Annotated in this window: 23 protein-coding genes and 1 tRNA gene; 19 read left to right on the top strand and 5 right to left on the bottom strand. The window is 51.0% G+C overall.

Going from position 1 to position 22,244, the window contains the following annotated elements; genetic code table 11:
• Positions 1 to 107 precede the first annotated feature (107 nt).
• Positions 108 to 182 (bottom strand) — tRNA-Arg (locus VJY99_RS14930).
• A gap of 77 nt (positions 183 to 259) precedes the next feature.
• A complete protein-coding gene (locus VJY99_RS14925) occupies positions 260 to 1,225 on the bottom strand; it encodes a formate/nitrite transporter family protein (RefSeq protein WP_324119819.1) in 966 nt (321 codons plus the stop codon).
• 205 nt (positions 1,226 to 1,430) lie between these two features.
• On the opposite strand from VJY99_RS14925, the gene ccmA reads away from it, so the two are divergent.
• From ccmA to mlaA, 9 genes are all read left to right on the top strand, one after another.
• Positions 1,431 to 2,039, top strand: coding sequence for a cytochrome c biogenesis heme-transporting ATPase CcmA (ccmA, locus tag VJY99_RS14920; RefSeq protein ID WP_324119817.1), 609 nt, complete (start codon positions 1,431 to 1,433; stop codon positions 2,037 to 2,039).
• A complete protein-coding gene (ccmB, locus tag VJY99_RS14915) occupies positions 2,036 to 2,695 on the top strand; it encodes a heme exporter protein CcmB (RefSeq protein ID WP_324119815.1) in 660 nt (219 codons plus the stop codon). Before ccmA ends, ccmB begins: the two co-directional genes overlap by 4 nt.
• 120 nt (positions 2,696 to 2,815) lie before the next feature.
• On the top strand, positions 2,816 to 3,553 hold the full coding sequence (locus VJY99_RS14910; RefSeq protein ID WP_324119813.1) for a heme ABC transporter permease: 738 nt from the start codon (positions 2,816 to 2,818) through the stop codon (positions 3,551 to 3,553).
• Complete coding sequence (ccmD, locus tag VJY99_RS14905; RefSeq protein ID WP_324119812.1) at positions 3,550 to 3,762, top strand: heme exporter protein CcmD; 213 nt, start codon at positions 3,550 to 3,552, stop codon at positions 3,760 to 3,762. Before VJY99_RS14910 ends, ccmD begins: the two co-directional genes overlap by 4 nt.
• A complete protein-coding gene (ccmE, locus tag VJY99_RS14900) occupies positions 3,759 to 4,238 on the top strand; it encodes a cytochrome c maturation protein CcmE (RefSeq protein WP_324119810.1) in 480 nt (159 codons plus the stop codon). Before ccmD ends, ccmE begins: the two co-directional genes overlap by 4 nt.
• Positions 4,235 to 6,187, top strand: a complete 1,953-nt coding sequence (locus tag VJY99_RS14895; protein WP_324119808.1) for a heme lyase CcmF/NrfE family subunit — start codon at positions 4,235 to 4,237, stop codon at positions 6,185 to 6,187. The genes ccmE and VJY99_RS14895 overlap by 4 nt, the downstream gene beginning before the upstream one ends.
• A complete protein-coding gene (gene dsbE, locus VJY99_RS14890) occupies positions 6,184 to 6,741 on the top strand; it encodes a thiol:disulfide interchange protein DsbE (RefSeq protein WP_324119806.1) in 558 nt (185 codons plus the stop codon). Before VJY99_RS14895 ends, dsbE begins: the two co-directional genes overlap by 4 nt.
• Positions 6,738 to 7,820 (top strand): cytochrome c-type biogenesis protein CcmH, encoded by a 1,083-nt coding sequence (locus tag VJY99_RS14885; RefSeq protein ID WP_324119804.1) that lies wholly within the window; start codon positions 6,738 to 6,740, stop codon positions 7,818 to 7,820. The genes dsbE and VJY99_RS14885 overlap by 4 nt, the downstream gene beginning before the upstream one ends.
• Before the next feature lie 13 nt (positions 7,821 to 7,833).
• Positions 7,834 to 8,592, top strand: coding sequence for a phospholipid-binding lipoprotein MlaA (mlaA, locus tag VJY99_RS14880; protein WP_324119802.1), 759 nt, complete (start codon positions 7,834 to 7,836; stop codon positions 8,590 to 8,592).
• Positions 8,593 to 8,660: 68 nt separating this feature from the next.
• On the opposite strand, the gene fadL is transcribed toward mlaA, so the two are convergent.
• A complete protein-coding gene (fadL, locus tag VJY99_RS14875; protein WP_324119800.1) occupies positions 8,661 to 9,983 on the bottom strand; it encodes a long-chain fatty acid transporter FadL in 1,323 nt (440 codons plus the stop codon).
• A 375-nt stretch (positions 9,984 to 10,358) separates the two neighbouring features.
• Between fadL and VJY99_RS14870 the strand changes: the two genes are divergently transcribed.
• The 4 genes from VJY99_RS14870 (at position 10,359) to sixA (ending at position 15,136) form a co-directional block, all read left to right on the top strand.
• Positions 10,359 to 10,643, top strand: coding sequence for a YfcZ/YiiS family protein (locus VJY99_RS14870; protein ID WP_324119798.1), 285 nt, complete (start codon positions 10,359 to 10,361; stop codon positions 10,641 to 10,643).
• Between the two features lie 347 nt (positions 10,644 to 10,990).
• Positions 10,991 to 12,301, top strand: coding sequence for an acetyl-CoA C-acyltransferase FadI (gene fadI / locus VJY99_RS14865; protein ID WP_324119796.1), 1,311 nt, complete (start codon positions 10,991 to 10,993; stop codon positions 12,299 to 12,301).
• A complete protein-coding gene (fadJ, locus tag VJY99_RS14860) occupies positions 12,301 to 14,424 on the top strand; it encodes a fatty acid oxidation complex subunit alpha FadJ (RefSeq protein ID WP_324119794.1) in 2,124 nt (707 codons plus the stop codon). Before fadI ends, fadJ begins: the two co-directional genes overlap by 1 nt.
• A gap of 223 nt (positions 14,425 to 14,647) precedes the next feature.
• Complete coding sequence (gene sixA, locus VJY99_RS14855; protein ID WP_324119792.1) at positions 14,648 to 15,136, top strand: phosphohistidine phosphatase SixA; 489 nt, start codon at positions 14,648 to 14,650, stop codon at positions 15,134 to 15,136.
• A 62-nt stretch (positions 15,137 to 15,198) separates the two neighbouring features.
• Here the strand turns inward: sixA and smrB are convergent, their stop codons facing one another.
• The gene (smrB, locus tag VJY99_RS14850) at positions 15,199 to 15,750 is read right to left on the bottom strand and encodes an endonuclease SmrB (RefSeq protein ID WP_324119823.1); all 552 of its coding nucleotides are present in this window, start codon (positions 15,748 to 15,750) and stop codon (positions 15,199 to 15,201) included.
• 171 nt (positions 15,751 to 15,921) lie between these two features.
• Between smrB and prmB the strand changes: the two genes are divergently transcribed.
• The 6 genes from prmB (at position 15,922) to VJY99_RS14820 (ending at position 20,523) form a co-directional block, all read left to right on the top strand.
• Positions 15,922 to 16,854 (top strand): 50S ribosomal protein L3 N(5)-glutamine methyltransferase, encoded by a 933-nt coding sequence (gene prmB / locus VJY99_RS14845; protein WP_324119790.1) that lies wholly within the window; start codon positions 15,922 to 15,924, stop codon positions 16,852 to 16,854.
• Between the two features lie 71 nt (positions 16,855 to 16,925).
• Positions 16,926 to 18,011, top strand: a complete 1,086-nt coding sequence (gene aroC / locus VJY99_RS14840) for a chorismate synthase (protein WP_324119788.1) — start codon at positions 16,926 to 16,928, stop codon at positions 18,009 to 18,011.
• 4 nt (positions 18,012 to 18,015) lie between these two features.
• A complete protein-coding gene (gene mepA / locus VJY99_RS14835) occupies positions 18,016 to 18,840 on the top strand; it encodes a penicillin-insensitive murein endopeptidase (RefSeq protein ID WP_324119786.1) in 825 nt (274 codons plus the stop codon).
• Between the two features lie 11 nt (positions 18,841 to 18,851).
• Positions 18,852 to 19,649, top strand: a complete 798-nt coding sequence (locus tag VJY99_RS14830; RefSeq protein ID WP_324119784.1) for a sulfite exporter TauE/SafE family protein — start codon at positions 18,852 to 18,854, stop codon at positions 19,647 to 19,649.
• Positions 19,650 to 19,665: 16 nt separating this feature from the next.
• Positions 19,666 to 20,220, top strand: coding sequence for an elongation factor P hydroxylase (locus VJY99_RS14825; protein ID WP_324119821.1), 555 nt, complete (start codon positions 19,666 to 19,668; stop codon positions 20,218 to 20,220).
• Positions 20,221 to 20,247: 27 nt separating this feature from the next.
• Entirely contained in the window at positions 20,248 to 20,523 is a 276-nt protein-coding gene (locus VJY99_RS14820) for a YfcL family protein (RefSeq protein WP_324119782.1), read from the top strand.
• A 38-nt stretch (positions 20,524 to 20,561) separates the two neighbouring features.
• Here the strand turns inward: VJY99_RS14820 and VJY99_RS14815 are convergent, their stop codons facing one another.
• On the bottom strand, positions 20,562 to 22,118 hold the full coding sequence (locus tag VJY99_RS14815) for a methyl-accepting chemotaxis protein (RefSeq protein WP_324119779.1): 1,557 nt from the start codon (positions 22,116 to 22,118) through the stop codon (positions 20,562 to 20,564).
• Positions 22,119 to 22,244 lie beyond the last annotated feature (126 nt).

Raw genomic sequence — 22,244 nt, 5'->3', positions numbered from 1 at the left:
CTGTAATGTCATGAATAGATATGAAAGCTATTTAAAGCTTAAGTTTGCTGAGAGGCTTGGTGTTGCTGGGTTTCTTAAGTGAACTGAAGTGATGTGAAATGACTTAATGGTGTCCCCTGCAGGAATCGAACCTGCAACTAGCCCTTAGGAGGGGCTTGTTATATCCATTTAACTAAGAGGACTTTAGCGGGCGTAGTATACCCGCTTTTGGGGCGGCGTTAAGGGGCAAGCAAGCTGATTGCCTGAAACGTAATCAGTTTTATGTGCGATGAGCCTGATTTTCATCTTTATCGTCTACTTTGCCTTCTTTAATTTCCTGTTGGTGCCGGGCTTTAGCTTTTGCTTCTGCTTTTTTCTTATTGCTCATATCGTTACGGATTTGTGCGTGGCTGATGAGCGCGAAGATAAACGTCCCCCCGCAGATGTTGCCTGCAAGCGTTGGCAAGGCAAATGGCCAGAGGAATTCGCTCCAGTGGATGGTGCCGTTAAAAACCAGGTAGAGGATTTCGACGGAGCCGACCACGATATGGGTTAAATCACCCAGTGCGACCATCCACGTCATGATGATGATGACCACTATTTTTGCAGAACCTGCCGCCGGGAACATCCACACCATAGTGGCAATTATCCAACCGGAGATGATGGCGTTAGCGAACATTTCTTCTGGCGTGTTGTGCATCACTTCCATGCCGATGCTGACGAATGCCTCGCGCGTCTTCTCATCAAATATCGGCATATGTTCAAAGGCAAAGGCGACAAGACCGGTGCCGATGATATTACCCAGCAGCACCACCCCCCATAAACGCAGCAATAGCAGGAAGTTTACCCCGCTCGGTTTCTGCATCACTGGCAACACGGCGGTGACAGTGTTCTCAGTAAAAAGCTGTTGGCGCGCCATGATGACGATAATAAACCCGAAGGTGTAGCCGAGGTTTTCCAGCAAAAAGCTGCCGGGTACGCCTTCCAGATTGACGTGAAATACCCCTTTTGCCAGTAGCGATGCGCCCATCGATAAACCCGCCGCAATCGCCGACCATAACAACGCCATCGCGTCACGTTCCAGCTCTTTTTCACCGTCCTGACGGATATGTTCGTGGATAGCCATTGCCCGCGAAGGTAGGCGTTCCTCATCGACCTCTATCTTTTCTCCATTATCTTTCTCATCACTTTCGACTTCGATTCCATCGCTGGATTTGTTGATTTTGTCTTCTTTTAGTTCATCCATTCTTCGGGTCTCTCGCGGGTGATTTGTTCCTTTAAGCGTAGCGGTTTTTAGCTACGTACCCCGAGGCGTACGCTAATTCGACTTAATTTTGATCTCGTGCGCGAGGTTTACCTCTTTTGGAGTACCGCAACGGCGGTAGGCCAACTGGAGCAAAACCCGCGGTGTGTTATGATCTTGCGCTCAGAGACAAGGAGTGGCTCCCCAAATGCTTGATGCGATTAACCTGACCTGCGTACGTGATGACCGCGTGTTATTTAGCGAGTTGTCGTTTAGCGTACGCTCTGGTGAAATGGTGCAAATCGCCGGGAAAAATGGAGCCGGGAAAACGTCGCTGTTGCGGATTTTGGCGGGGCTGGCACAAGCTGAGGAAGGCGAAGTGAAGTGGCAGGGGGAAGGGTTATCCCGCGCGCGCTATCAATATCACCAGGACTTGCTGTGGCTTGGGCATCAGCCTGGTATCAAAACGGTGCTGACTGCCTTTGAAAACCTCAGCTTTTATCATGCTGAAGGTGTGCCATCTCTACGTTGGCAAGCACTCACTGAAGTGGGTTTACTGGGTTTTGAAGATGTTCCGGTTAACCAACTTTCTGCCGGGCAACAACGGCGTGTGGCGCTGGCCCGTTTGTGGTTAAGCACACATAAAATCTGGATTCTGGATGAGCCTTTCACCGCAATCGACGCAACCGGTGTGGAAAAACTCACGCTCATCCTCAAGCGCCATACCGAAAATGGCGGCATGGTCATTCTCACCACGCATCAGCCACTGGCAGCCGACAACGTGCGCCAAATTTATTTGCAGGAGAAACGGGCATGATGCGCCGAATTTTCCTGCATGAATTGCGAGTGGTATGGCGCAAAGGCGCGGAAATCGCCAACCCTCTGTGGTTCTTTCTTATCGTTATCACTCTGTTTCCGCTGGGTATTGGCCCTGAGCCGCAATTGCTGGCGCGTATTGCGCCGGGCGTGATTTGGGTGGCGGCGTTACTGGCGTCGCTGCTGGCGATGGACAGGTTGTTTCGCGATGACTTTCAGGATGGAACGCTAGAGCAACTGATGTTGCTACCCATCCCTTTGCCTATGGTGGTGTTAGCGAAAGTGACCGCTCACTGGGTGGTGACGGGATTGCCGTTGCTGATTCTCTCGCCACTTGCCGCGCTGTTGTTGGGGCTGGATTTTTACGGCTGGCAAGTGATGGCGATGACGCTATTACTGGGCACCCCGACGCTGAATTTCCTGGGCGCGCCGGGCGTGGGGCTGACGGTGGGGTTACGGCGCAGCGGCGTGTTGTTGAGCCTGTTGGTGTTGCCGCTCACTATCCCGCTGTTAATTTTTGCTACCGCCGCCATGGACGCCGCTTCTATGCATCTTCCGGTGGACGGTTACATGGCAATCCTTGGGGCGTTACTTGCGGCGAGTGCGACTCTTAGCCCGTTTGCAACAGCGGCGGCATTGCGCATCAGCGTTCAGTAGCTGTCTTGTCGGATGGCACTTAGCTTATCCGACCGACAAAAAGCCTGCCGTTGTAGGGGGATTAGCGAAGCGACATCCACCCATCCGAGCAGATAAAAATTTCGTTTGTGAGCATAAATTATGTGGAAAGCGTTACATCAACTCGCTAAACCCGAGCGGCTTTATCAGCTATGCGGTTATTTTGTGCCGTGGTGCGCACTCATCAGCGCCGTGTTATTGGTTGTCGGTTGCGTCTGGGGTTTTGGATTTGCGCCCGCGGATTATCAACAAGGTCAGAGCTATCGCATTATGTACCTTCATGTCCCGGCGGCTATCTGGTCGATGGGGATTTATGGCTCGATGGCGGTCGCTGCATTTATTGGGCTCGTCTGGCAGATGAAAATGTCTGACCTCGCCGTTGCGGCGATGGCACCGGTTGGGGCGGTGTTGACGTTTATCGCTCTGGTGACGGGTTCTGCGTGGGGTAAACCGATGTGGGGAACCTGGTGGGTCTGGGATGCACGCCTGACATCAGAACTGGTGCTGTTGTTTCTCTATATTGGCGTGATTGCGCTGTATAACGCTTTTGACGACCGCCGCCTGGCCGGGCGCGCTGCGGGTATTCTGGTGCTGGTGGGCGTGGTGAACTTACCGATTATCCATTTCTCGGTTGAATGGTGGAATACCTTGCATCAAGGCTCGAGCAACATGCAGCAAAGTATCGACCCTTCCATGCGCACGCCGTTGCGCCTGACCATTTTCGGTTTTCTGATGCTGTTTGCCACGCTAACACTCATGCGCTTGCGTAACCTTATTTTGCTTCAGGAACAGCGCCGCCCGTGGGTTTTGGCGCTGGCGAATAAAGAGAGGAACGCATGAACAGCGCTTTTGTAAACTGGAGTGATTTTTTTGCGATGGGGGGCTACGGGTTTTACGTCTGGCTGGCCGTTGCGCTGACGTTCATTCCTTTGCTGTTGTTGGGGGTACACACCCGCTTGCAGCGCCGCACTATTTTAAATTCTGTCACCCGCCAACAAGCCCGGGAAAAGCGTATTCAGGCGGCACAACAAGCAGAGGGAACTGAATGAATCTTCGTCGTAAAAATCGGCTCTACCTGGCGCTTGCGGTGCTGGTGGGATTGGGGCTGACCATCACGTTGGTGTTGTATGCGCTGCGTAGCAATATCGACCTGTTCTATACGCCGAGCGAAATCCTGTATGGCAAAGGTGAAAGCCAACAGTTACCTGAAGTGGGGCAGCGTTTGCGTGTCGGCGGCATGGTTCAGCCAGGCAGTGTAAAGCGTGATAACCAGACATTAAAAGTCACGTTCAAAATTTACGATGCCAGCGGTGTGGTCGATGTCAGTTACGTCGGTATTTTGCCGGACTTGTTCCGCGAAGGGCAGGGTGTGGTGGCACAAGGTGTCTTCGCTGTGGGAAACAAAATTGAAGCGAAAGAAGTGTTGGCCAAGCATGACGAAAATTACACACCGCCGGAAGTAAAAGAAGCGATGGATAAAAATCACCAACGCGCACCTAAGGCTTATCAGGATAACGCCTCATGATGCCTGAAATGGGGAGTTTTTTGCTGTGTCTGGCGCTTGGCTGGTCATTGCTACTCAGTGTTTATCCGTTGTGGGGCGTGAAACGTAATGACTCACGATTAATGGCTTCAAGCCGCCCTCTGGCATGGGCGCTCTTTATCACGCTGTGTGCGAGTTTCTTGGTGCTGGTTAATGCGTTTGTGGTTAACGATTTTACCGTGTTGTATGTCGCCAATAACTCAAACACCGAGCTGCCCGTCTGGTATCGCGTTGCTGCGACCTGGGGCGCGCACGAAGGCTCATTGCTATTGTGGGTTCTGCTGTTAAGCGCATGGACTTTCGCGGTGGCATTGTTCAGCCGCAGTATGCCGCAAGATGCGGTGGCGCGGGTTCTGGCCGTTATGGGGATGGTTAATTTCGGCTTCCTGATGTTTATCATTTTCACGTCGAATCCGTTCACCCGCACCTTGCCCGACTTCCCGATAGAAGGCCGCGATTTGAATCCTCTGTTGCAGGATATCGGGCTGATTTTCCATCCGCCGCTGCTGTACATGGGGTATGTCGGTTTCTCCGTGGCATTTGCGTTTTCTATTGCTGCATTGATGGCGGGCAAACTGGATGCGGCTTGGGCACGTTGGACGCGTCCGTGGACGCTGGCAGCCTGGTCATTTTTAACTATTGGTATCGTGTTGGGTTCGGCCTGGGCTTACTACGAGTTAGGCTGGGGCGGCTGGTGGTTCTGGGACCCGGTAGAAAATGCCTCGTTTATGCCGTGGCTTGCGGGAACGGCACTCATCCATTCGCTTTCGGTCACTGAAAAACGCGGCAGCTTTAAAGCCTGGACGGTGTTGCTGGCAATCACGGCATTCTCACTGTGTTTGTTGGGCACCTTCCTTGTGCGTTCGGGCGTGTTGGTTTCAGTGCACTCTTTCGCATCAGACCCCGCACGCGGGATGTTTATCCTCGCCTTCCTGGTGATTGTGATTGGTGGCTCGCTGCTGCTGTATGCGGTGAAAGGCGGCAAAATCCGGTCACGTGTCGGGAATGGTTTGTGGTCTCGGGAATCATTTTTACTCGGTAATAACGTGCTGTTGATTGCCGCGATGTTGGTGGTGTTGCTGGGAACGTTACTTCCGTTGGTGCACAAGCAACTCGGGCTGGGCAGCATTTCTATCGGCGAACCCTTCTTCAACACCATGTTTACCGCACTGATGGCACCCTTTGCCTTGCTAATGGGGATTGGCCCGTTGGTGCGCTGGCGCCGTGATGAACCGCAAAAACTGGTGAAACGCTTGGTCATTGCAGTGGCGTTCACGGTGGTGCTTTCACTGGTGTTGCCGTGGTTAATGCAAGACCGTGTCGAAGCCATGACGGTGGTCGGTTTGCTGATGGCGATATGGGTGTTTGTCCTGGCGCTAATGGAAGTCTATGAACGTGCGACCCATCGCCATGGCCTGCTCAAAGGGTTATGGACATTGCCACGCAGCCATTGGGGCATGGTGTTCGGGCATTTGGGGCTGGCCGTTACGGTTGTCGGCATCGCCTTTAGCCAGAATTACAGCATTGAACGTGATGTGCGGATGAAAGCGGGCGACAGCATCGATATCCACCAGTATCACTTTGTATTCCGCGAGGTTAATGAGCTGACTGGCCCGAACTACCGTGGTGGCGTGGGCACTATTGATGTCACGCGCAATGGCAAGCACGAAGCCACGCTGCATGCGCAGAAGCGTTTCTACAACAGTAACCGCGCCATGATGACCGAAGCGGCGATTGATGGTGGCGTGACACGTGACCTATACGCCGCACTCGGCGAAGAGTTAGACGATGGTAGTTGGGCGGTGCGCCTGTATTACAAACCTTTCGTGCGCTGGATTTGGCTGGGCGGCATCCTGATGACCCTCGGTGGTCTGTTCTGTCTGTTTGACCCACGTTACCGACTGCGTAAAAACGTGCCGGAGGCTGCATGAAGCGCAAAATATTGTTTATCCCGTTAGGGTTGTTTTTACTGCTGGCCGCAATGCTGCTGTGGCAACTGGCGCGAAATGCGCAGGGTGATGATCCGACCCATCTTGAGTCGGCGCTCGTCGGGAAGCCAGTGCCGGTGTTTCGTCTTGAGTCGCTGGAAAACCCCGGCAAGATTTACGACCAGGCCGTGCTCAATGACGGTAAACCGTTATTACTCAATGTCTGGGCGACCTGGTGCCCGACGTGTCGTGCTGAGCATCAGTATCTTAACGGGCTGAAAGCGCAGGGCGTTCGCGTGGTTGGCATGAACTATAAAGACGATCGCCACAAAGCCATTAACTGGCTCAATGAGTTAGGTAATCCCTATGCGCTGAGCTTGTTTGATGGCAACGGTATGTTGGGTTTGGACTTGGGGGTTTACGGTGCGCCAGAAACGTTCCTCATTGATGGCAAAGGGATTATTCGCTATCGCCATGCGGGCGATCTTAACGATCGCGTTTGGCAGCAAGAGCTGAAACCGCTGTGGGATAAGTACAACAAGGAGGCGGGTGCATGAAACGCGGATGGCTACTGATCGTTGCATTCCTGTTCTCGTTTAATGTACTGGCGGCTATAGAGACTTTCCAGTTTAAAGATGAGGCGCAAGAGCAGCAATTCCGTCAATTGACTGAGCAACTGCGCTGCCCGAAATGCCAGAACAATAGCATTGCCGATTCCAACGCGATGATTGCCTCTGACATGCGTCTGAAAGTCTATGAGTTACAGCAGCAGGGGAAAACGAAGCAACAAATCATCGACTACATGGTAGAAAGATACGGTAATTTCGTCACTTACGAACCGCCGATGACGCCAGCAACCCTTATTTTGTGGGTGCTTCCTGTGCTGTTTATTCTGGGTGGCGTAGGCGTGATTGTACGGCGTAGCCGCAAACGACGAGTGTATTTTACTGACGAGCCGGAAAGTGAAGAACTTCCGGTCGTCACCAAAAAAGCGCACTTCTGGTTTTTCGCCCCAGGTGTGGTGGTGTTGATTGCGGTGAGCGTGGGCGTTTATCTGAAAACGTCGGATATCAAGCAGGTGCGAGCCTGGCAAAAACTCTCAAATCAGACTCCGCAACTGTTGCAGCGAGCATTAGATCCGCAAGCAAAGCCGCTGAATATGCAGGAAATGACCGATCTTGGTCTTGGGTTACGCACCCAATTGCAGCACGAACCTAACAATATTGAGGGCTGGATGATGCTAGGCCGAATTGGTATGGTTCTGAATAATGCAACAATCGCTACGCAAGCCTTTGCACATGCGTTTAAACTGTCGCCCACCAACAGTAATGTAAAGCTGGGCTATGCTGAAGTATTGACTCGCAGCGGCGATCCGCAAGATAACCAACTGGGTGGGAATCTGTTAAGAGAGCTCCTCAATACGGACCATACAAATGTTCGTGTATTAAGCCTGCTGGCTTTTAATGCATTTGAACAACAACAGTACCGCGAAGCGATTGGTGCATGGCAAATTATGTTGCAAGTCCTACCAGCAAACGACCAGCGTCGGGCCGTGGTGCAAAGAAGCATCGAACAGGCAAAGGCCGCGCAAGCTGGCATGGACAACACCAAACCTGAGAGCGTAGAGCAAAAATAACAGGGAGATAACTATGAATTTCCGCCTGACCGGGTTAGCACTGGCCGCTACCGTTTTAGTAGGCTGTGCGAGTTCGGCAGATACACAACCGCAAGGGCGTTCGGACCCCTTAGAAGGGTTCAACCGCACCATGTACGACTTCAACTTTGATGTGTTGGATCCGTATATTGTGCGCCCGGTTGCTGTGGTGTGGCGTGATTATGTGCCGCAACCGGCACGTAATGGGCTGAGCAACTTCACCAGTAACCTCGAAGAACCTGCTTCTATGGTGAACAATTTTCTCCAGGGCGACCCGTATCAGGGAATGGTGCATTTCACCCGTTTCTTCCTGAACAGTATGTTGGGTATGGGTGGTTTCATTGATGTCGCGGGAATGGCAAATCCGAAATTACAACGCCTTGAGCCAAACCGTTTTGGTACGACACTTGGGCATTATGGCGTGGGCTACGGTCCATATGTCCATTTACCTGCCTACGGTAGCTTCACTATCCGTGAAGATGGCGGTGAGATGCTAGACAATTTGTATGCCCCACTGTCCTGGCTAACCTGGTGGATGTCTGTGGGCAAATGGACGCTTGAAGGTATCGAAACGCGTGCGCAATTGTTGGATTCTGAAGGCTTGCTGAAACAATCTTCAGACCCGTATATTTTGGTGCGTGAAGCCTACTTCCAACGCCATGATTTCATGGCAAACGGCGGGAAACTGACCCCGCTTGAGAACCCGAATGCCGAGTCTATTCAGGACGATCTGAAAGATATCGACTCTCAGTAAGCGCAAGGTATGTGAGAGAAATAAAAAAGGCGAAACCAAGGTTTCGCCTTTTTTGTCACCGTTAACTATCAGAATGCATAGTTAAAGTTCATGCCGTACAGCCACGCTTGGCCTTCAGAGCGGAAGGTATATGGGCCTTCTTTGAACTCAACGTTCTGACCGTGCATGTAGGAAACACCCAGGTCTACAGACGCATCTTCGTTAAAGGCGTAGGTTGTACCGGCACTTATCCAGAAGCGGTCCTGATCCGGGATAGAAATAGAACGGTGATCCGAAGGAACCGGGCTGTCATCAAACGCGATACCGGTACGGAAGGTCCAGTTCTTGTCCATAAAGTAAGTGGTACCTAAAGCAATACGGTACGCATCTTTAAAGCTTTCATCTTTATAGAACAGGGTCTGGCCGTTGGTACCAGTGGCTTTCAGCTCCTGGAACTGGCTCCAGCTGGTATAAGCAATGCTGTAGTGAATTGCCCACTGTGGATCAACTTTGTTATATCCGGACAGCTCCCACATCTCTGGCAAGTTCAGAGTCAGAGAACCTGGAACGGTTTGCCCATTGGTGCCAGATGGTAAGCCAAAGTTAGACAACAGCGGGTTATAAGCGGAAGGCAAGCTGCTTTTATAGTCGCCGTCGAAGTCGATTTTGATTTCGGAACGGTAGGTAAAGCCGTAGCGGTTATCTTTATCGATTTCATAAAGGATACCGGCGTTCCAGCCATAACCCCACTCGTCACCTTCCAGATGCGCGATTTGGGTATCGGAAGGAAGACGGGAAACTGGGCCTGCCAGTGAAGGAGGCAAAGCGCCAGAACCTGCGATAATTTGGCCAAGATCACCTGCATAACGCTCGATTTTCGCTTTGGCATAAACAGCATCAAAGCCAAGACCAAAGCTCCAATTGCTGTTTAAACGGTATGCGCCGCTCAGGTTCAGGTTCACCGTCGTCAGGTCGGTTTTGCCGCCCATTGAACCTGCAGCGTAATCGTCTGCAAATTCTGTCGCTAAACCGTAGTTTGATGTAACCGAAGCACCCCAACCAAATTGTTCGTTAATGGGTGAAACAAAGTGGAAGTTTGGAACCCAGGCGGTCGGAGCAATGTTATTAGCATCGGTGCTACGGCCTGACGGAGAGGTACCGGAAATATTCACGTCGGGATCGATGAATACCGCACCGCCAGAGAATGAAGAGCGGTCAAACATCATGATCGTTGCAGGGTTACGGCTGGCGGAACCTGCATTATCTGCGACAGCGCCTTCCCCAGAATAAGCTCGGCCAAGGCCTGAGGAAGAGAACTCGTTTAATTGAAAGCCGGCTGAGTATGCCTGCGATGAGACTATTGCCACTGCAACCGCGAGGGCTGACTTTGTAAACAGGTTTTTCTGGCTCATGACCAAAACCTCATAATAGATTTATTTTTATACAAACATTGTTACATACAGTAACAGGAGTGCGAATAGTAGGGGCTGATCTGTTACAGAGAAATCAGACCAGTGGCGAGAGTATAGGTCCGACCAGATGGGATGTTGCAAGTTTGTATCTAAAAAATATCCAATTTGATCATCGAAACGAGATCTGCCTGGCAAAATCGGGGTTGGTGTCACTCAGTAAAATGGGTGAATCTTGTTTTAGATCATTTTTAAGTGTGATTTGGGTCACTTGAAGATTTTGACAAGATTAACGACTGGAGTCGCTTCAACAGGGAGCGTAAAATAGACAGGAATTGTTTAATCCTATTCAATGCGAAATACAGAGGAAATCATAAAATGAGTAAAAACAGTGCTGATGAAACCCCGGTTTGCTGCTGTATTGATGTCGGTTCTATCATTGATAATACTGACTGCACAGCAACCTACAGCCGCGTGTTCGCCACTCGTGTAGAAGCTGACGAAACTCTGGCAGCGCTGAGCGAAAGGGCTCGCGAAGTTGAAAATGAACCTTGCGAAATCGTTTCTCGTTATACCGATGAAGCTGAAGGTGTTCGTCTGGATATTGATTTCACTTTTAGTTGCCAGGCTGAAACCATGATCTTCCAACTGGGTCTGCGTTAATTGTAAAAATGTCGGATGGCGCAAGCTTGTCCGATCGACACGTCCCAACTGTAGGTGGAAAAGCGAAAGCGTCATCCACCTTCTTCACTTTACTATCCTTCCGTAAAGCGTGTTCCCCCTCCCAATTCTTTCGTCCTTTAGTTGGCTGATTGTAACTTTTTGGTTAAAACTGTGATCAGGTCAGACCACTATTGGTCGTTTACAATATTTATACCCAAAACTTTAAAGTTACAGCAAGGCAGCAAAAGAACTCATCCTAATGAGCTTATATGAGTCAGTGATTTAGGTGAGTGAATGCAGCAACGCCGCTGTCGCTTCATGGATGTAGGGTAGAACAGGGGAGCGTTATGAGTCAGGCACTTCCGCTGGTCACCCGTCAGGGTGACCGCATCGCCATCGTCAGTGGTTTACGTACACCGTTTGCCCGTCAGGCGACGGCATTTCACGGTATACCTGCCATCGATCTGGGCAACATGGTGGTCAGCGAATTGTTGGCCCGCAGCGAAATTCCCCCAGAAGTCATTGAACAATTGGTCTTCGGCCAAGTCGTCCAGATGCCGGAAGCCCCCAACATTGCCCGTGAGATTGTGCTCGGCACCGGAATGAGTGTGCATACCGACGCTTACAGCGTTAGCCGTGCGTGTGCGACCAGCTTCCAGGCCGTGGCGAATGTCGCCGAAAGCTTAATGGCGGGTACGATCCGCGCAGGGATTGCCGGTGGCGCTGACTCCTCATCCGTTCTGCCCATTGGCGTGAGTAAAAAACTGGCGCGCGTACTGGTTGATGCTAATAAAGCCCGCACGCTTGGGCAAAAGCTGAAACTCTTCTCGCGCTTACGTCCTCGCGATTTATTGCCCGTGCCACCCGCAGTAGCGGAATACTCCACCGGTTTGCGGATGGGGGATACTGCTGAACAAATGGCGAAAACCCACGGTATTACGCGTGAACAACAAGATGCACTGGCGCATCGCTCCCACACCAAGGCCGCGATTGCCTGGCAAGAGGGCAAACTGAACGATGAGGTCATGACCACCTTTATTCCTCCGTATCGTCAGCCTTTCAGTGAAGATAATAATGTTCGCCAGAATTCGTCGATTGCCGATTATGCAAAGCTGCGCCCTGCGTTTGACCGTATACACGGTACCGTCACTGCCGCAAACAGCACACCATTAACCGACGGAGCTGCTGCGGTTATTCTCATGACAGAATCCCGGGCGAAAGAACTGGGTTTGAAGCCACTGGGGTACTTACGCAGTTACGCTTTCACCGCCGTTGATGTCTGGAAAGATATGTTACTTGGCCCAGCCTGGGCGACACCTCTGGCGCTTGAAAGAGCCGGCATCACATTGAATGATCTGACCTTAATCGATATGCATGAAGCCTTTGCCGCACAAACGTTAGCTAACTTGAAAATGCTCGCCAGCGAGCGTTTTGCTCGCGATGTGTTAGGCCGCGCCCATGCCACTGGCGAAGTGGACGATGCGAAATTCAACGTATTAGGTGGCTCGATTGCTTACGGTCACCCGTTTGCAGCAACTGGAGCACGAATGATCACGCAAACGCTGCACGAACTGCGGCGCCGTGGTGGTGGATTCGGTTTGGTTACCGCCTGTGCGGCGGGTGGATTGGGTGCTGCAATGGTTCTGGAGGCCGAATAATGGAACAGACTTCCGCATTCCACTTACATATTCGACTCGACAATATCGCGGTCGTGACAATAGATGTACCGGGCGAAAAGATGAATACGCTGAAAGCTTCTTTTGGCCCGGAAGTGCATAACATCATCAAACAAATTCGCGATAACTCCGCGCTGCAAGGGCTGATTTTTATCTCCGGCAAACCAGACAATTTTATTGCTGGTGCTGATATCAACATGATCGCTAACTGCCAGACAGCACTTGAGGCGCAAACCTTGGCCCAACAGGGTCAGCAAATCATGGCGGAAATCGCGGCTCTTCCTATTCCTGTCGTGGCAGCCATTCACGGTGCGTGCCTGGGCGGTGGCCTGGAAATGGCACTGGCATGCCATTCACGTATCTGTACTGATGACGAAAAAACCAAACTCGGTTTGCCTGAAGTGCAACTAGGCTTGCTGCCAGGCTCTGGCGGTACGCAGCGTTTGCCACGTTTAATAGGCGTTAGCAATGCGTTGGATATGATTCTAACCGGTAAGCAATTGCGCCCACGTCAGGCATTAAAACTTGGGCTGGTAGATGAAGTCGTACCGCATTCTATTCTGTTGGCTGCAGCCATTGAGCGGGTGGCAAAAGGCCGCCAGCCATCGCGAATACTCCCGGTTCGGGAACGCATTTTGGCGGGGCCGCTTGGCCGTTCTTTATTGTTTAGCATAGTGAGTAAGAAAACCGAGCAAAAAACGCGCGGTAATTATCCTGCGACGCAGCGCATTATCGACGTGATTAAAGTCGGTCTGGGGCAAGGGAGTTTTAGCGGTTACGAATCGGAGGCTAAAGCCTTTGGCGAACTGGCTATGAGTCCGCAATCCGCCGCTTTACGGGGTTTATTCTTTGCCAGCACCGAGCTTAAAAAAGAACATGGTGCGGATGCACAACCGCGCCCGATAAACGCAGTGGGTGTGCTGGGCGGCGGTTTGATGGGCGGCGGTATTGCGTTTGTCACGGCGACGAAAGGCAAGTTACCCGTGCGTATTAAAGACATTAACAACGATGGCATTAACCATGCGCTGAAATACAGTTGGGACTTGCTGGATAAAAAAGTGCGCCGCCGCCATATGAAAGCGACGGAGCGCCAGAGAGAAATGGCGCGTATTTCCGGCGGCACTGATTATCACGGTTTCAAAAACCGTGACATCGTGGTGGAAGCTGTTTTTGAAGATCTCGCACTCAAGCAAAAAATGGTCGCAGAAATTGAAAGCAATGCGGCACCCCATACCATTTTTGCATCGAACACTTCTTCGCTGCCGATAGCCGATATTGCGGCCAATGCCGCACGTCCAGAACTTGTCATCGGTCTGCATTACTTTAGCCCGGTCGATAAAATGCCATTGGTTGAAGTTATTCCGCACGCTGGAACAAGCGCAGAAACCATTTCCACAACGGTTCAACTTGCCAAAAAACAGGGCAAAACACCGATTGTCGTGGGTGACAGCGCGGGCTTTTACGTCAACCGAATTCTGGCGCCATACATTAACGAAGCGATGCGTTGCCTGGTGGAAGGGGAGCCTGTCGATAAAATTGATAATGCGCTGGTGGCGTTTGGTTTTCCGGTCGGCCCAATCCAACTTTTGGATGAGGTGGGAATTGATGTAGGGACTAAAATTGGTCCTATACTTCAGGATGCTTACGGTGATCGTTTTGCCGCTCCGCAAAGTATTGCAGCAATATTGAATGACGATCGCAAAGGTAGAAAAAATGGGCGTGGTTTCTATCTTTATCCAGGGAAAGGGAGTAGAAGCAAAAAGCAGGTGGACCCTGCAATTTATACGCTGTTGGGTGTTTCGCCAAAAGGTACGCTTGCTGAACAAGAGATAGCAGAACGCTGTGTGATGATGATGCTCAATGAGGCGGCACGTTGTCTCGATGAGGGGGTCGTTCGCAGTGCTCGCGATGGTGATATCGGCGGCGTATTCGGTATTGGTTTCCCACCGTTCCTCGGTGGCCCGTTCCGTTATATGGATTCACGGGGCGCGGGTGAAGTTGTCGCACAATTGCAACGCCTGGCAAGCCAGTACGGGGAGCGTTTTGCTCCTTGTGACAGACTTTTACAAATGGTGGAAGAACAACGAAATTTCTGGGAAAAGTGAACCCCCGAGATGAAACTGTAGTCAAAGAAACATGAGTTTATGACTCGGTGAATGGATGCTGGTCGGTCACTTAATAAACAGTGATTGACTATACTTGCACCATTGAAGTAAAAAAACAGCGTTTCATTCGATGTACAGATAAGGCACAATGCCCGGCTGCTGAATTTCTCCTCGCAAGTTTCAGGGGGATTCAAGCATTCCTGGTTAACAAAAGCGGTGCAATATGCAAGTTTTTATCATGCGTCACGGCGACGCAGCACTCGATGCTGCCAGTGACTCGGTACGTCCACTCACTCAGTGTGGTTGTGATGAATCCCGAGTAATGGCGACTTGGTTGAAAGGTCAAGTAGCGGATATCGAACGTGTTCTGGTGAGCCCTTACCTGCGAGCCGAACAAACCCTGGATGTAGTGCGGGAAGCACTGGTTCTTCCAGGTAAAGAAGACATTCTGCCGGAATTGAGACCGTGCGGCGATGTGGGTCTGGTGGGTGATTACCTGCAAGCCCTGGCAAATGAAGGGGTTGAATCGGCGTTGGTGATTTCCCATTTGCCGTTGGTTGGTTACCTGGTGTCTGAGCTGTGCCCACAAGAGACACCGCCGATGTTCAGTACTTCGGCTATCGCCAATGTCACACTTGATCCTGAAACCGGGATAGGGGTGTATAACTGGCAGATGAGTCCGTGTAATTTGAGGGTAGCTAAAGCTATCTGAAAGCCGTAAGTATGAAGAAAAAGAGCCGCGAAATGCGGCTCTTATTATTTAAAGGTACCTTATTAAGGTAATTCCGGCGGCAGCCACTCTTCAATTTCAATCAACACCAACAGTGCAGAATCACCGCCATACTCTTTCGGCGCTTGATGAAATGCCATGATATGCGGGTGTTGCGCCAACCACAGCGGCGTTTGCTGCTTCAAAATGTGTTTACCATGCCCATGCATTACGCTTGCACAAAATATATGTTCACGGCGACAGGCCGCGATCAACGCGCCTAATTCCTGCTTCGCTTGCAACTGTGTCAGGCCATGCAAATCGAGGAATAATTCTGGCGAATAATCCCCGCGACGAATTTTTTTAAGCTCAAAATGGCTGACGTCCTCGCGCACATATCGCGTCGGACCTTCCGTTGCCAGCCGTGGCTGGAATTCATCAGAAAAATAATGACTGGCATCGACTTGCTCTTGTAGCAGTCGTTTTACCGGGACTTCCTGGACCTTCTTGCGCATTGGGCGATGAACAATGGTGTCCTGAGTCAATTTTTTCGTGCCGCTCATCAAATCACGGAAAAGGTTCCTTTCATCAACGCTGAGCGGAGTTTTCTTTTTCATCTCTTTCTCGTCTCGCATTTGTTTTGTCGCCAGTTTACCTGGTTTGCAGTCCATCGCTAAATAAAACGTCATTTTCACGGTAGTGTCAGTAATTGAAATGCTGATTTGTCGCGGCCTTCATGGCAAACTAATCGATTATTGAATTAGCGCGAACGGCCTGCGGAGGGCAACGTGGATAAAATTTTCGTCGATGAGGCAGTGAATGAACTGCACACCATTCAGGATATGCTGCGCTGGGCAGTGAGTCGCTTTAGCGCCGCCAACATCTGGTATGGACACGGCACAGATAACCCGTGGGACGAAGCCGTTCAGTTAGTGCTGCCAAGCCTCTATCTGCCGCTGGATATCCCTGAAGATATGCGTACGGCACGCCTGACGCCAAGCGAGCGCCATCGCATCGTTGAGCGCGTTATTCGCCGTGTGAATGAGCGCATCCCAGTGGCTTATCTGACCAACAAAGCCTGGTTCTGCGGCCACGAATTTTATGTCGATGAACGCGTACTGGTGCCACGTTCGCCAATTGGTGAGCTAATAACCAACCGTTTTGCTGGTCTTTTCGACCAAGAGCCGCGGCATATTCTTGATATGTGTACGGGCAGTGGCTGTATCGCCATCGCCTGTGCGTATGAATTCCAGAATGCAGAAGTCGATGCGGTCGATATTTCTCTTGATGCATTGGCTGTTGCCGAGCAAAACATTGCTGAGCACGGCCTGGAAAATCAGGTCACACCCATTCGTTCCGACCTGTTCCGCGACCTGCCAAAAGTGCAGTACGATATTATCGTGACCAATCCGCCGTATGTGGATGCAGACGATATGGCTGATCTGCCAGGCGAATTCCGCTTCGAACCTGAGTTGGGCCTTGCTGCGGGTAGCGATGGTCTGAAACTGGCGCGTCGCATTCTGGCGTGTGCACCGGACTACCTCGCTGATGGCGGTATCCTGATTTGTGAAGTCGGAAACAGCATGGTACATCTGATGGATCAATACCCAGATGTGCCGTTCACCTGGCTTGAGTTCGACAACGGCGGTGACGGCGTGTTTATGCTGACCAAATCGCAGTTGATCGACGCGCGTGAACATTTCAGCATTTACAAAGATTAATCTGTGCAGGCGGGCCTTATGGCCCGTCTTCTTTTGCTCACAACACAACGAAGAATGACAACGGAAAGAAGATGGCCGGAAACTCTATTGGACAAGTATTTCGCGTAACGACCTTTGGTGAATCCCACGGTGTGGCGTTGGGTTGTATTGTTGATGGTGTGCCGCCAGGCATTCCGCTTACCGAAGCCGATTTACAACACGATCTCGACCGCCGCCGCCCAGGTACCTCCCGCTATACCACGCAACGTCGTGAACCTGATCAAGTGAAAATTCTTTCTGGCGTCTTTGAAGGGGTCACAACCGGCACCAGTATTGGTTTGCTGATTGAGAATACCGACCAGCGCTCGCAAGATTACAGCGCCATCAAAGATGTGTTCCGTCCTGGTCACGCTGATTACACCTATGAACAAAAATACGGCCTGCGCGATTACCGTGGCGGTGGCCGTTCTTCCGCGCGTGAAACCGCAATGCGCGTGGCGGCAGGGGCTATCGCTAAAAAATATCTGGCGCATAAATATGGCATCACCATTCGTGGTTGCCTGACGCAGATGGGCGACGTGCCACTGGAAATTAAAGACTGGGAGCAAGTTGAGCAGAACCCATTCTTCTGCCCGGATCCCGACAAAATCGAAACCCTTGATGAATTGATGCGTGCGCTGAAAAAAGAGGGTGATTCCATCGGTGCCAAGGTCACCGTGGTGGTTGATAACGTGCCACCAGGCCTTGGTGAGCCGGTATTCGACCGTCTGGATGCCGACATTGCCCATGCTCTGATGAGCATTAACGCCGTGAAAGGCGTGGAAATCGGCGATGGCTTTGGCGTCGTTAACCTGCGTGGTAGCCAAAACCGCGACGAAATTACCAAAGACGGTTTCCAGAGCAATCATGCTGGCGGCATTCTGGGTGGCATCAGCAGTGGCCAGCAGATTGTGGCGAACATGGCGCTGAAACCGACTTCAAGTATTATGGTTCCGGGTCGCACCATCAATCGCGAAGGCGAAGAAGTGGAGATGGTGACGCGTGGCCGCCACGATCCTTGTGTGGGTATTCGTGCCGTACCGATTGCTGAAGCCATGGTGGCGATTGTTTTGATGGACCATATGCTGCGTCAGCGTGCTCAAAATGCTGATGTGACTTTCCCTTTACCACGCTGGTAATGCGATGAAAAAAATACTCGTGGGTCTGCTGGCATTTCTTGCCAGTGCCGCTACTTTTGCAGCCACTCCGTGGCAGCAAATTAGTCATCCGATTGCGGGTAGCTCGCAATCTATCGGTGCCTTTTCCAATGGTTGTATTGTTGGTGCCCACGAGTTACCGCTCAACGATCCGCGTTATCAGGTAATGAGGCAGGACCAGCGTCGCTATTTCGGGCATCCTGATTTAGTGTCGTTTATCCAGCGCCTCAGTAATCAGTCGACACAACTGGGTCTGGGAACGTTGCTGATTGGTGATATGGGCATGGCGGCGGGTGGGCGTTTTAGCTCCGGTCATGCCAGCCACCAAAGCGGCCTCGATGTGGACATCTTCTTGCAGCTTCCTAAAGCGCACTGGACATCCGCTCAACTGCTCAAACCGCAAGCACTGGATTTAGTTGCCAGTGATAATCAGCATGTGGTGCCGCGTTTGTGGCAGCCTGAAATTAGCAGTCTGATTAAGCTTGCGGCGAAAGATAATGACGTGACGCGCATCTTCGTCAATCCAGCCATTAAGCAACAGCTGTGCCTGGATGCCGGAGCCGATCGTGACTGGCTGCGGAAAGTTCGCCCGTGGTTTGCTCATCGTGCGCATATGCACGTCCGCCTACGCTGCCCAGCAGACAGCCTTGAGTGCGAAGATCAACCATTACCGCCGCCTGGCGACGGTTGTGGTGCAGAACTGCAAAGTTGGTTTGCACCGCCAGCACCGGGCAGCACGCCACCGAAGAAAAAAACACCTCCCCCGATACCGGCCTCTTGTCAGGCTTTGCTGGATGAGCACGTTCTCTAACGGATAAGTTGATGGAATGGTTTATGGTTTCCCCCGTGATTCTGGTGGCGCTGTTTTTTGTCGCCATGCTTGCGGGGTTTATTGATTCACTGGCGGGTGGCGGAGGGTTGATCACCGTCCCCGTGTTATTAGCGACGGGAATGTCCCCTGCACATGCACTGGCGACCAATAAACTCCAGGCATGCGGCGGTTCAGTTTCCTCCTCACTCTATTTTATTCGCCGCAAAGTGGTGAGCCTGAAGGATCAGAAACTCAATATTCTGATGACGTTCATTGGCTCAACGACAGGTGCATTGCTGGTTCAGTATGTGAAATCAGACGTGTTGCGGCAAATCTTGCCACTGCTGGTGATTGGTATCGGTTTGTACTTTTTATTGATGCCAACATTGGGTGAAGAGGACAGACAGCGCCGCTTATACGGCCTGCCATTTGCGCTGGTGGCGGGGGGATGTGTCGGTTTCTACGACGGTTTCTTCGGCCCAGGTGCGGGTTCTTTTTATGCGCTGGCATTTGTCACACTCTGCGGTTTTAACCTCGCCAAATCTACGGCTCACGCCAAAGTGTTAAACGCGACGTCCAATTTAGGCGGCTTGCTGTTGTTTATCATCGGTGGGAAAGTGATTTGGGGAACCGGCTTTGTGATGATGGCAGGGCAGTTTTTAGGGGCGCGTATGGGATCGGGTCTGGTACTGAGTAAAGGGCAAAAACTGATCCGTCCGATGATTGTGATTGTCTCGGCGGTGATGAGTGCCAAACTCTTATTTGATAGCCACGGAACGGAGATCCTCCATTGGTTGGGGGTAGCATGAGATGACAACAGCAACAATGACGACAACCACAGAACACCATTATCAGGAACTTATCGACATTTTCGATAACTGCTTTAAAGACGAATTTAATACACGTCTGATTAAAGGCGACGACGAACCGATCTATCTTCCAGCAGATGAAGAAACGCCTTATCACCGCGTGGTGTTTGCGCACGGCTATTACGCCAGCGGAATGCATGAGATTTCTCACTGGCTCATCGCGGGCAAAGCTCGCCGTGAAAGGGTTGATTTTGGTTATTGGTATTGCCCGGACGGGCGTGATGCCGAAACACAAAGCAAATTCGAAGATGTGGAAGTGAAACCGCAGGCGCAGGAATGGTTACTGTGCGTGGCGGCAAATTTCCCGTTCAATGTGAGCTGCGACAACCTGAGCGGGGATATCGACCCGGACAGGATTGCATTCCAGCGTCGGGTCCATGCGCAGGTGATGATTTACCTGCAAGAGGGCATCCCGGCACGCACAGCAAAATTGATTGAAGCGTTGGGGCAATTTTACAAAACTCCACCGCTGGCCGCGGAGCAGTTTCCGTGGCCGGAAGATCTAAACTAAAAACCTGCATACTGAAGAGGAAGTACGATGATCGCGGAATTTGAGACACGCATTCTGGCGCTAATTGATGAGATGGTTGAGACAGCCAGCGATGACGAACTGTTTGCCAGCGGTTATCTGCGTGGCCACCTGACTTTGGCGGTAGCGGACCTGGAACACGGTGAAGACCACAGTCCAGAAGCGCTTCATGCAGCGGTGTCAAACAGCCTGGAGAAAGCTATTCAAGCGGGTGAGCTTTCACCGCGTGACCAGTCTTTAGTGCAGGGAATGTGGGATAAATTGTACCAGCAGGCGAATTTTTAATCGTCATTTTCCCGCCCTTCTGAGGGCGGGAAATCACCTTAGCCCCGCAGTTCACTTCCAATACGGAATACACGAGTACTTTCCGTCAGCACATTCACCTGATCAATCATTACATCCGCGGATACCGAGAGCTCTTCCACCATGGAAGCATTGCTTTGCGTGACGCTATCGAGTTCGGCAATCGCTCTGTTGATTTGTTCAATGCCGCGCTGCTGCTCTTCGGTGGCAATGGTGACCTCATCAAGCAAATCATGAACACGGGTAGCGTTATCGATAATATCCGCCATTGATTTGCTCGCCTGAGTGACCTGCTGCGATCCTTCGCTCATTTTGCCCGTAGTGGTATTAATCAGTTGCTTAATATCCTTCGCGGCTTCTGCACTACGGTGGGCAAGGCTACGCACTTCGCCTGCAACAACCGCGAAACCTTTGCCGTGCTCCCCTGCGCGGGCCGCTTCTACAGCGGCATTAAGCGCCAGAATATTAGTCTGGAAGGCGATTCCCTCAATAAGTGTTGTGATTTCAGTCATTTTTTCCGCGCTACCGGAAATACTGAGCATGGTCTGTGAAACCTGGCTCATTACCACGCCACCTTCCTGAGCATGGGTCGCGGCACTCCCCGCAATGGTTTTGGCCTGGCGAGTGTTGTCGGCGTTGTTTTTTACTGTTGACGTTATTTGTTCCATGCTCGCCGCAGTTTCTATCAGAGCAGCTGATTGTTGTTCGGTGCGTGCCGAGAGTTCGCGATTGCCTGAGGCTATTTCTGTGGAATGACTTAAGACGGTATCGGCCGAGTGACGGATAGCGGTGATAAGCTTTCTGAGCTCATCCTGCATGGTACCCAGCGAACCCATCAGGGTATTTTGACCCTCGCTATCGATAGCATGCGTTAAATCTCCAGCAGCAATAACTGATGCGACTTGCTGGGCGCTTGCGGGTTCTCCTCCCAATTGGCGCATTAGGTTGCGAATGAGTAACGTTCCTACAGCGGCGCAAATGAGCAGCACCACTGTGCCGAGTATCAACTGGATGTAGCTAGCGGTTGTGAAGCTTTGTTCAGCTTCGCGCGCTTCGTGATCGGCACTATCAACTTCGCTTTTTTCCAGTTTTGACAGATCGGCCATTAATTGCGTGCGATATTTTCGAGAATTATCACCGCTGATTTGGTTGGCCCCAGCAATATCTTCTCGGTCCAGAGCGCTTATCACTTCAGTATTCGATTCGGAGAAAGACTTGAAGTTTGAAGCAATGTTTCTGGCTATGGGGTTTTCTGTTTTATTTTTGGATAAGGATAGATATTTATTCTGTGCTGTGATGAATTTATCTATTGCTTGCTGCAATTCAACTTTATGTTTTTCGCGATCTTTTAAATCTATCGAAGCGACCATTTGTACTTGCTGTAAGCGGAGTTCTGATAGAATTCCTCTCATTTCAAGGGTGTAACGAACTGCTGGGAAGCGTTCGGTAATTAATGTTTGTGATTTGTTATTATTTTGATACAAAAAGTAAAATGATATTGAGCCCATAATTATCATAAAGGCCAGAATGACAGAAAAGCTGAGTGCTATTTTTTTAGAAAAGGTCAGTTTGTTCATTTTTTTTGCCGTGTTGTTAATCAAGACTAATTAACAACATTAACGGCGGGTAGGGGATATACTTTAGATTAATTTATGAATATGAGTGTTTTTTAAATAAACTCACGCATATATATTGATTACGGC

It is taken from the genome of Buttiauxella sp., assembly GCF_035271705.1.
Taxonomy (GTDB): Bacteria; Pseudomonadota; Gammaproteobacteria; order Enterobacterales; family Enterobacteriaceae; genus Buttiauxella.
The sequence above is the reverse complement of the archived record's forward strand: the minus strand, read 5'-3'. Positions and strand labels throughout refer to the sequence as shown.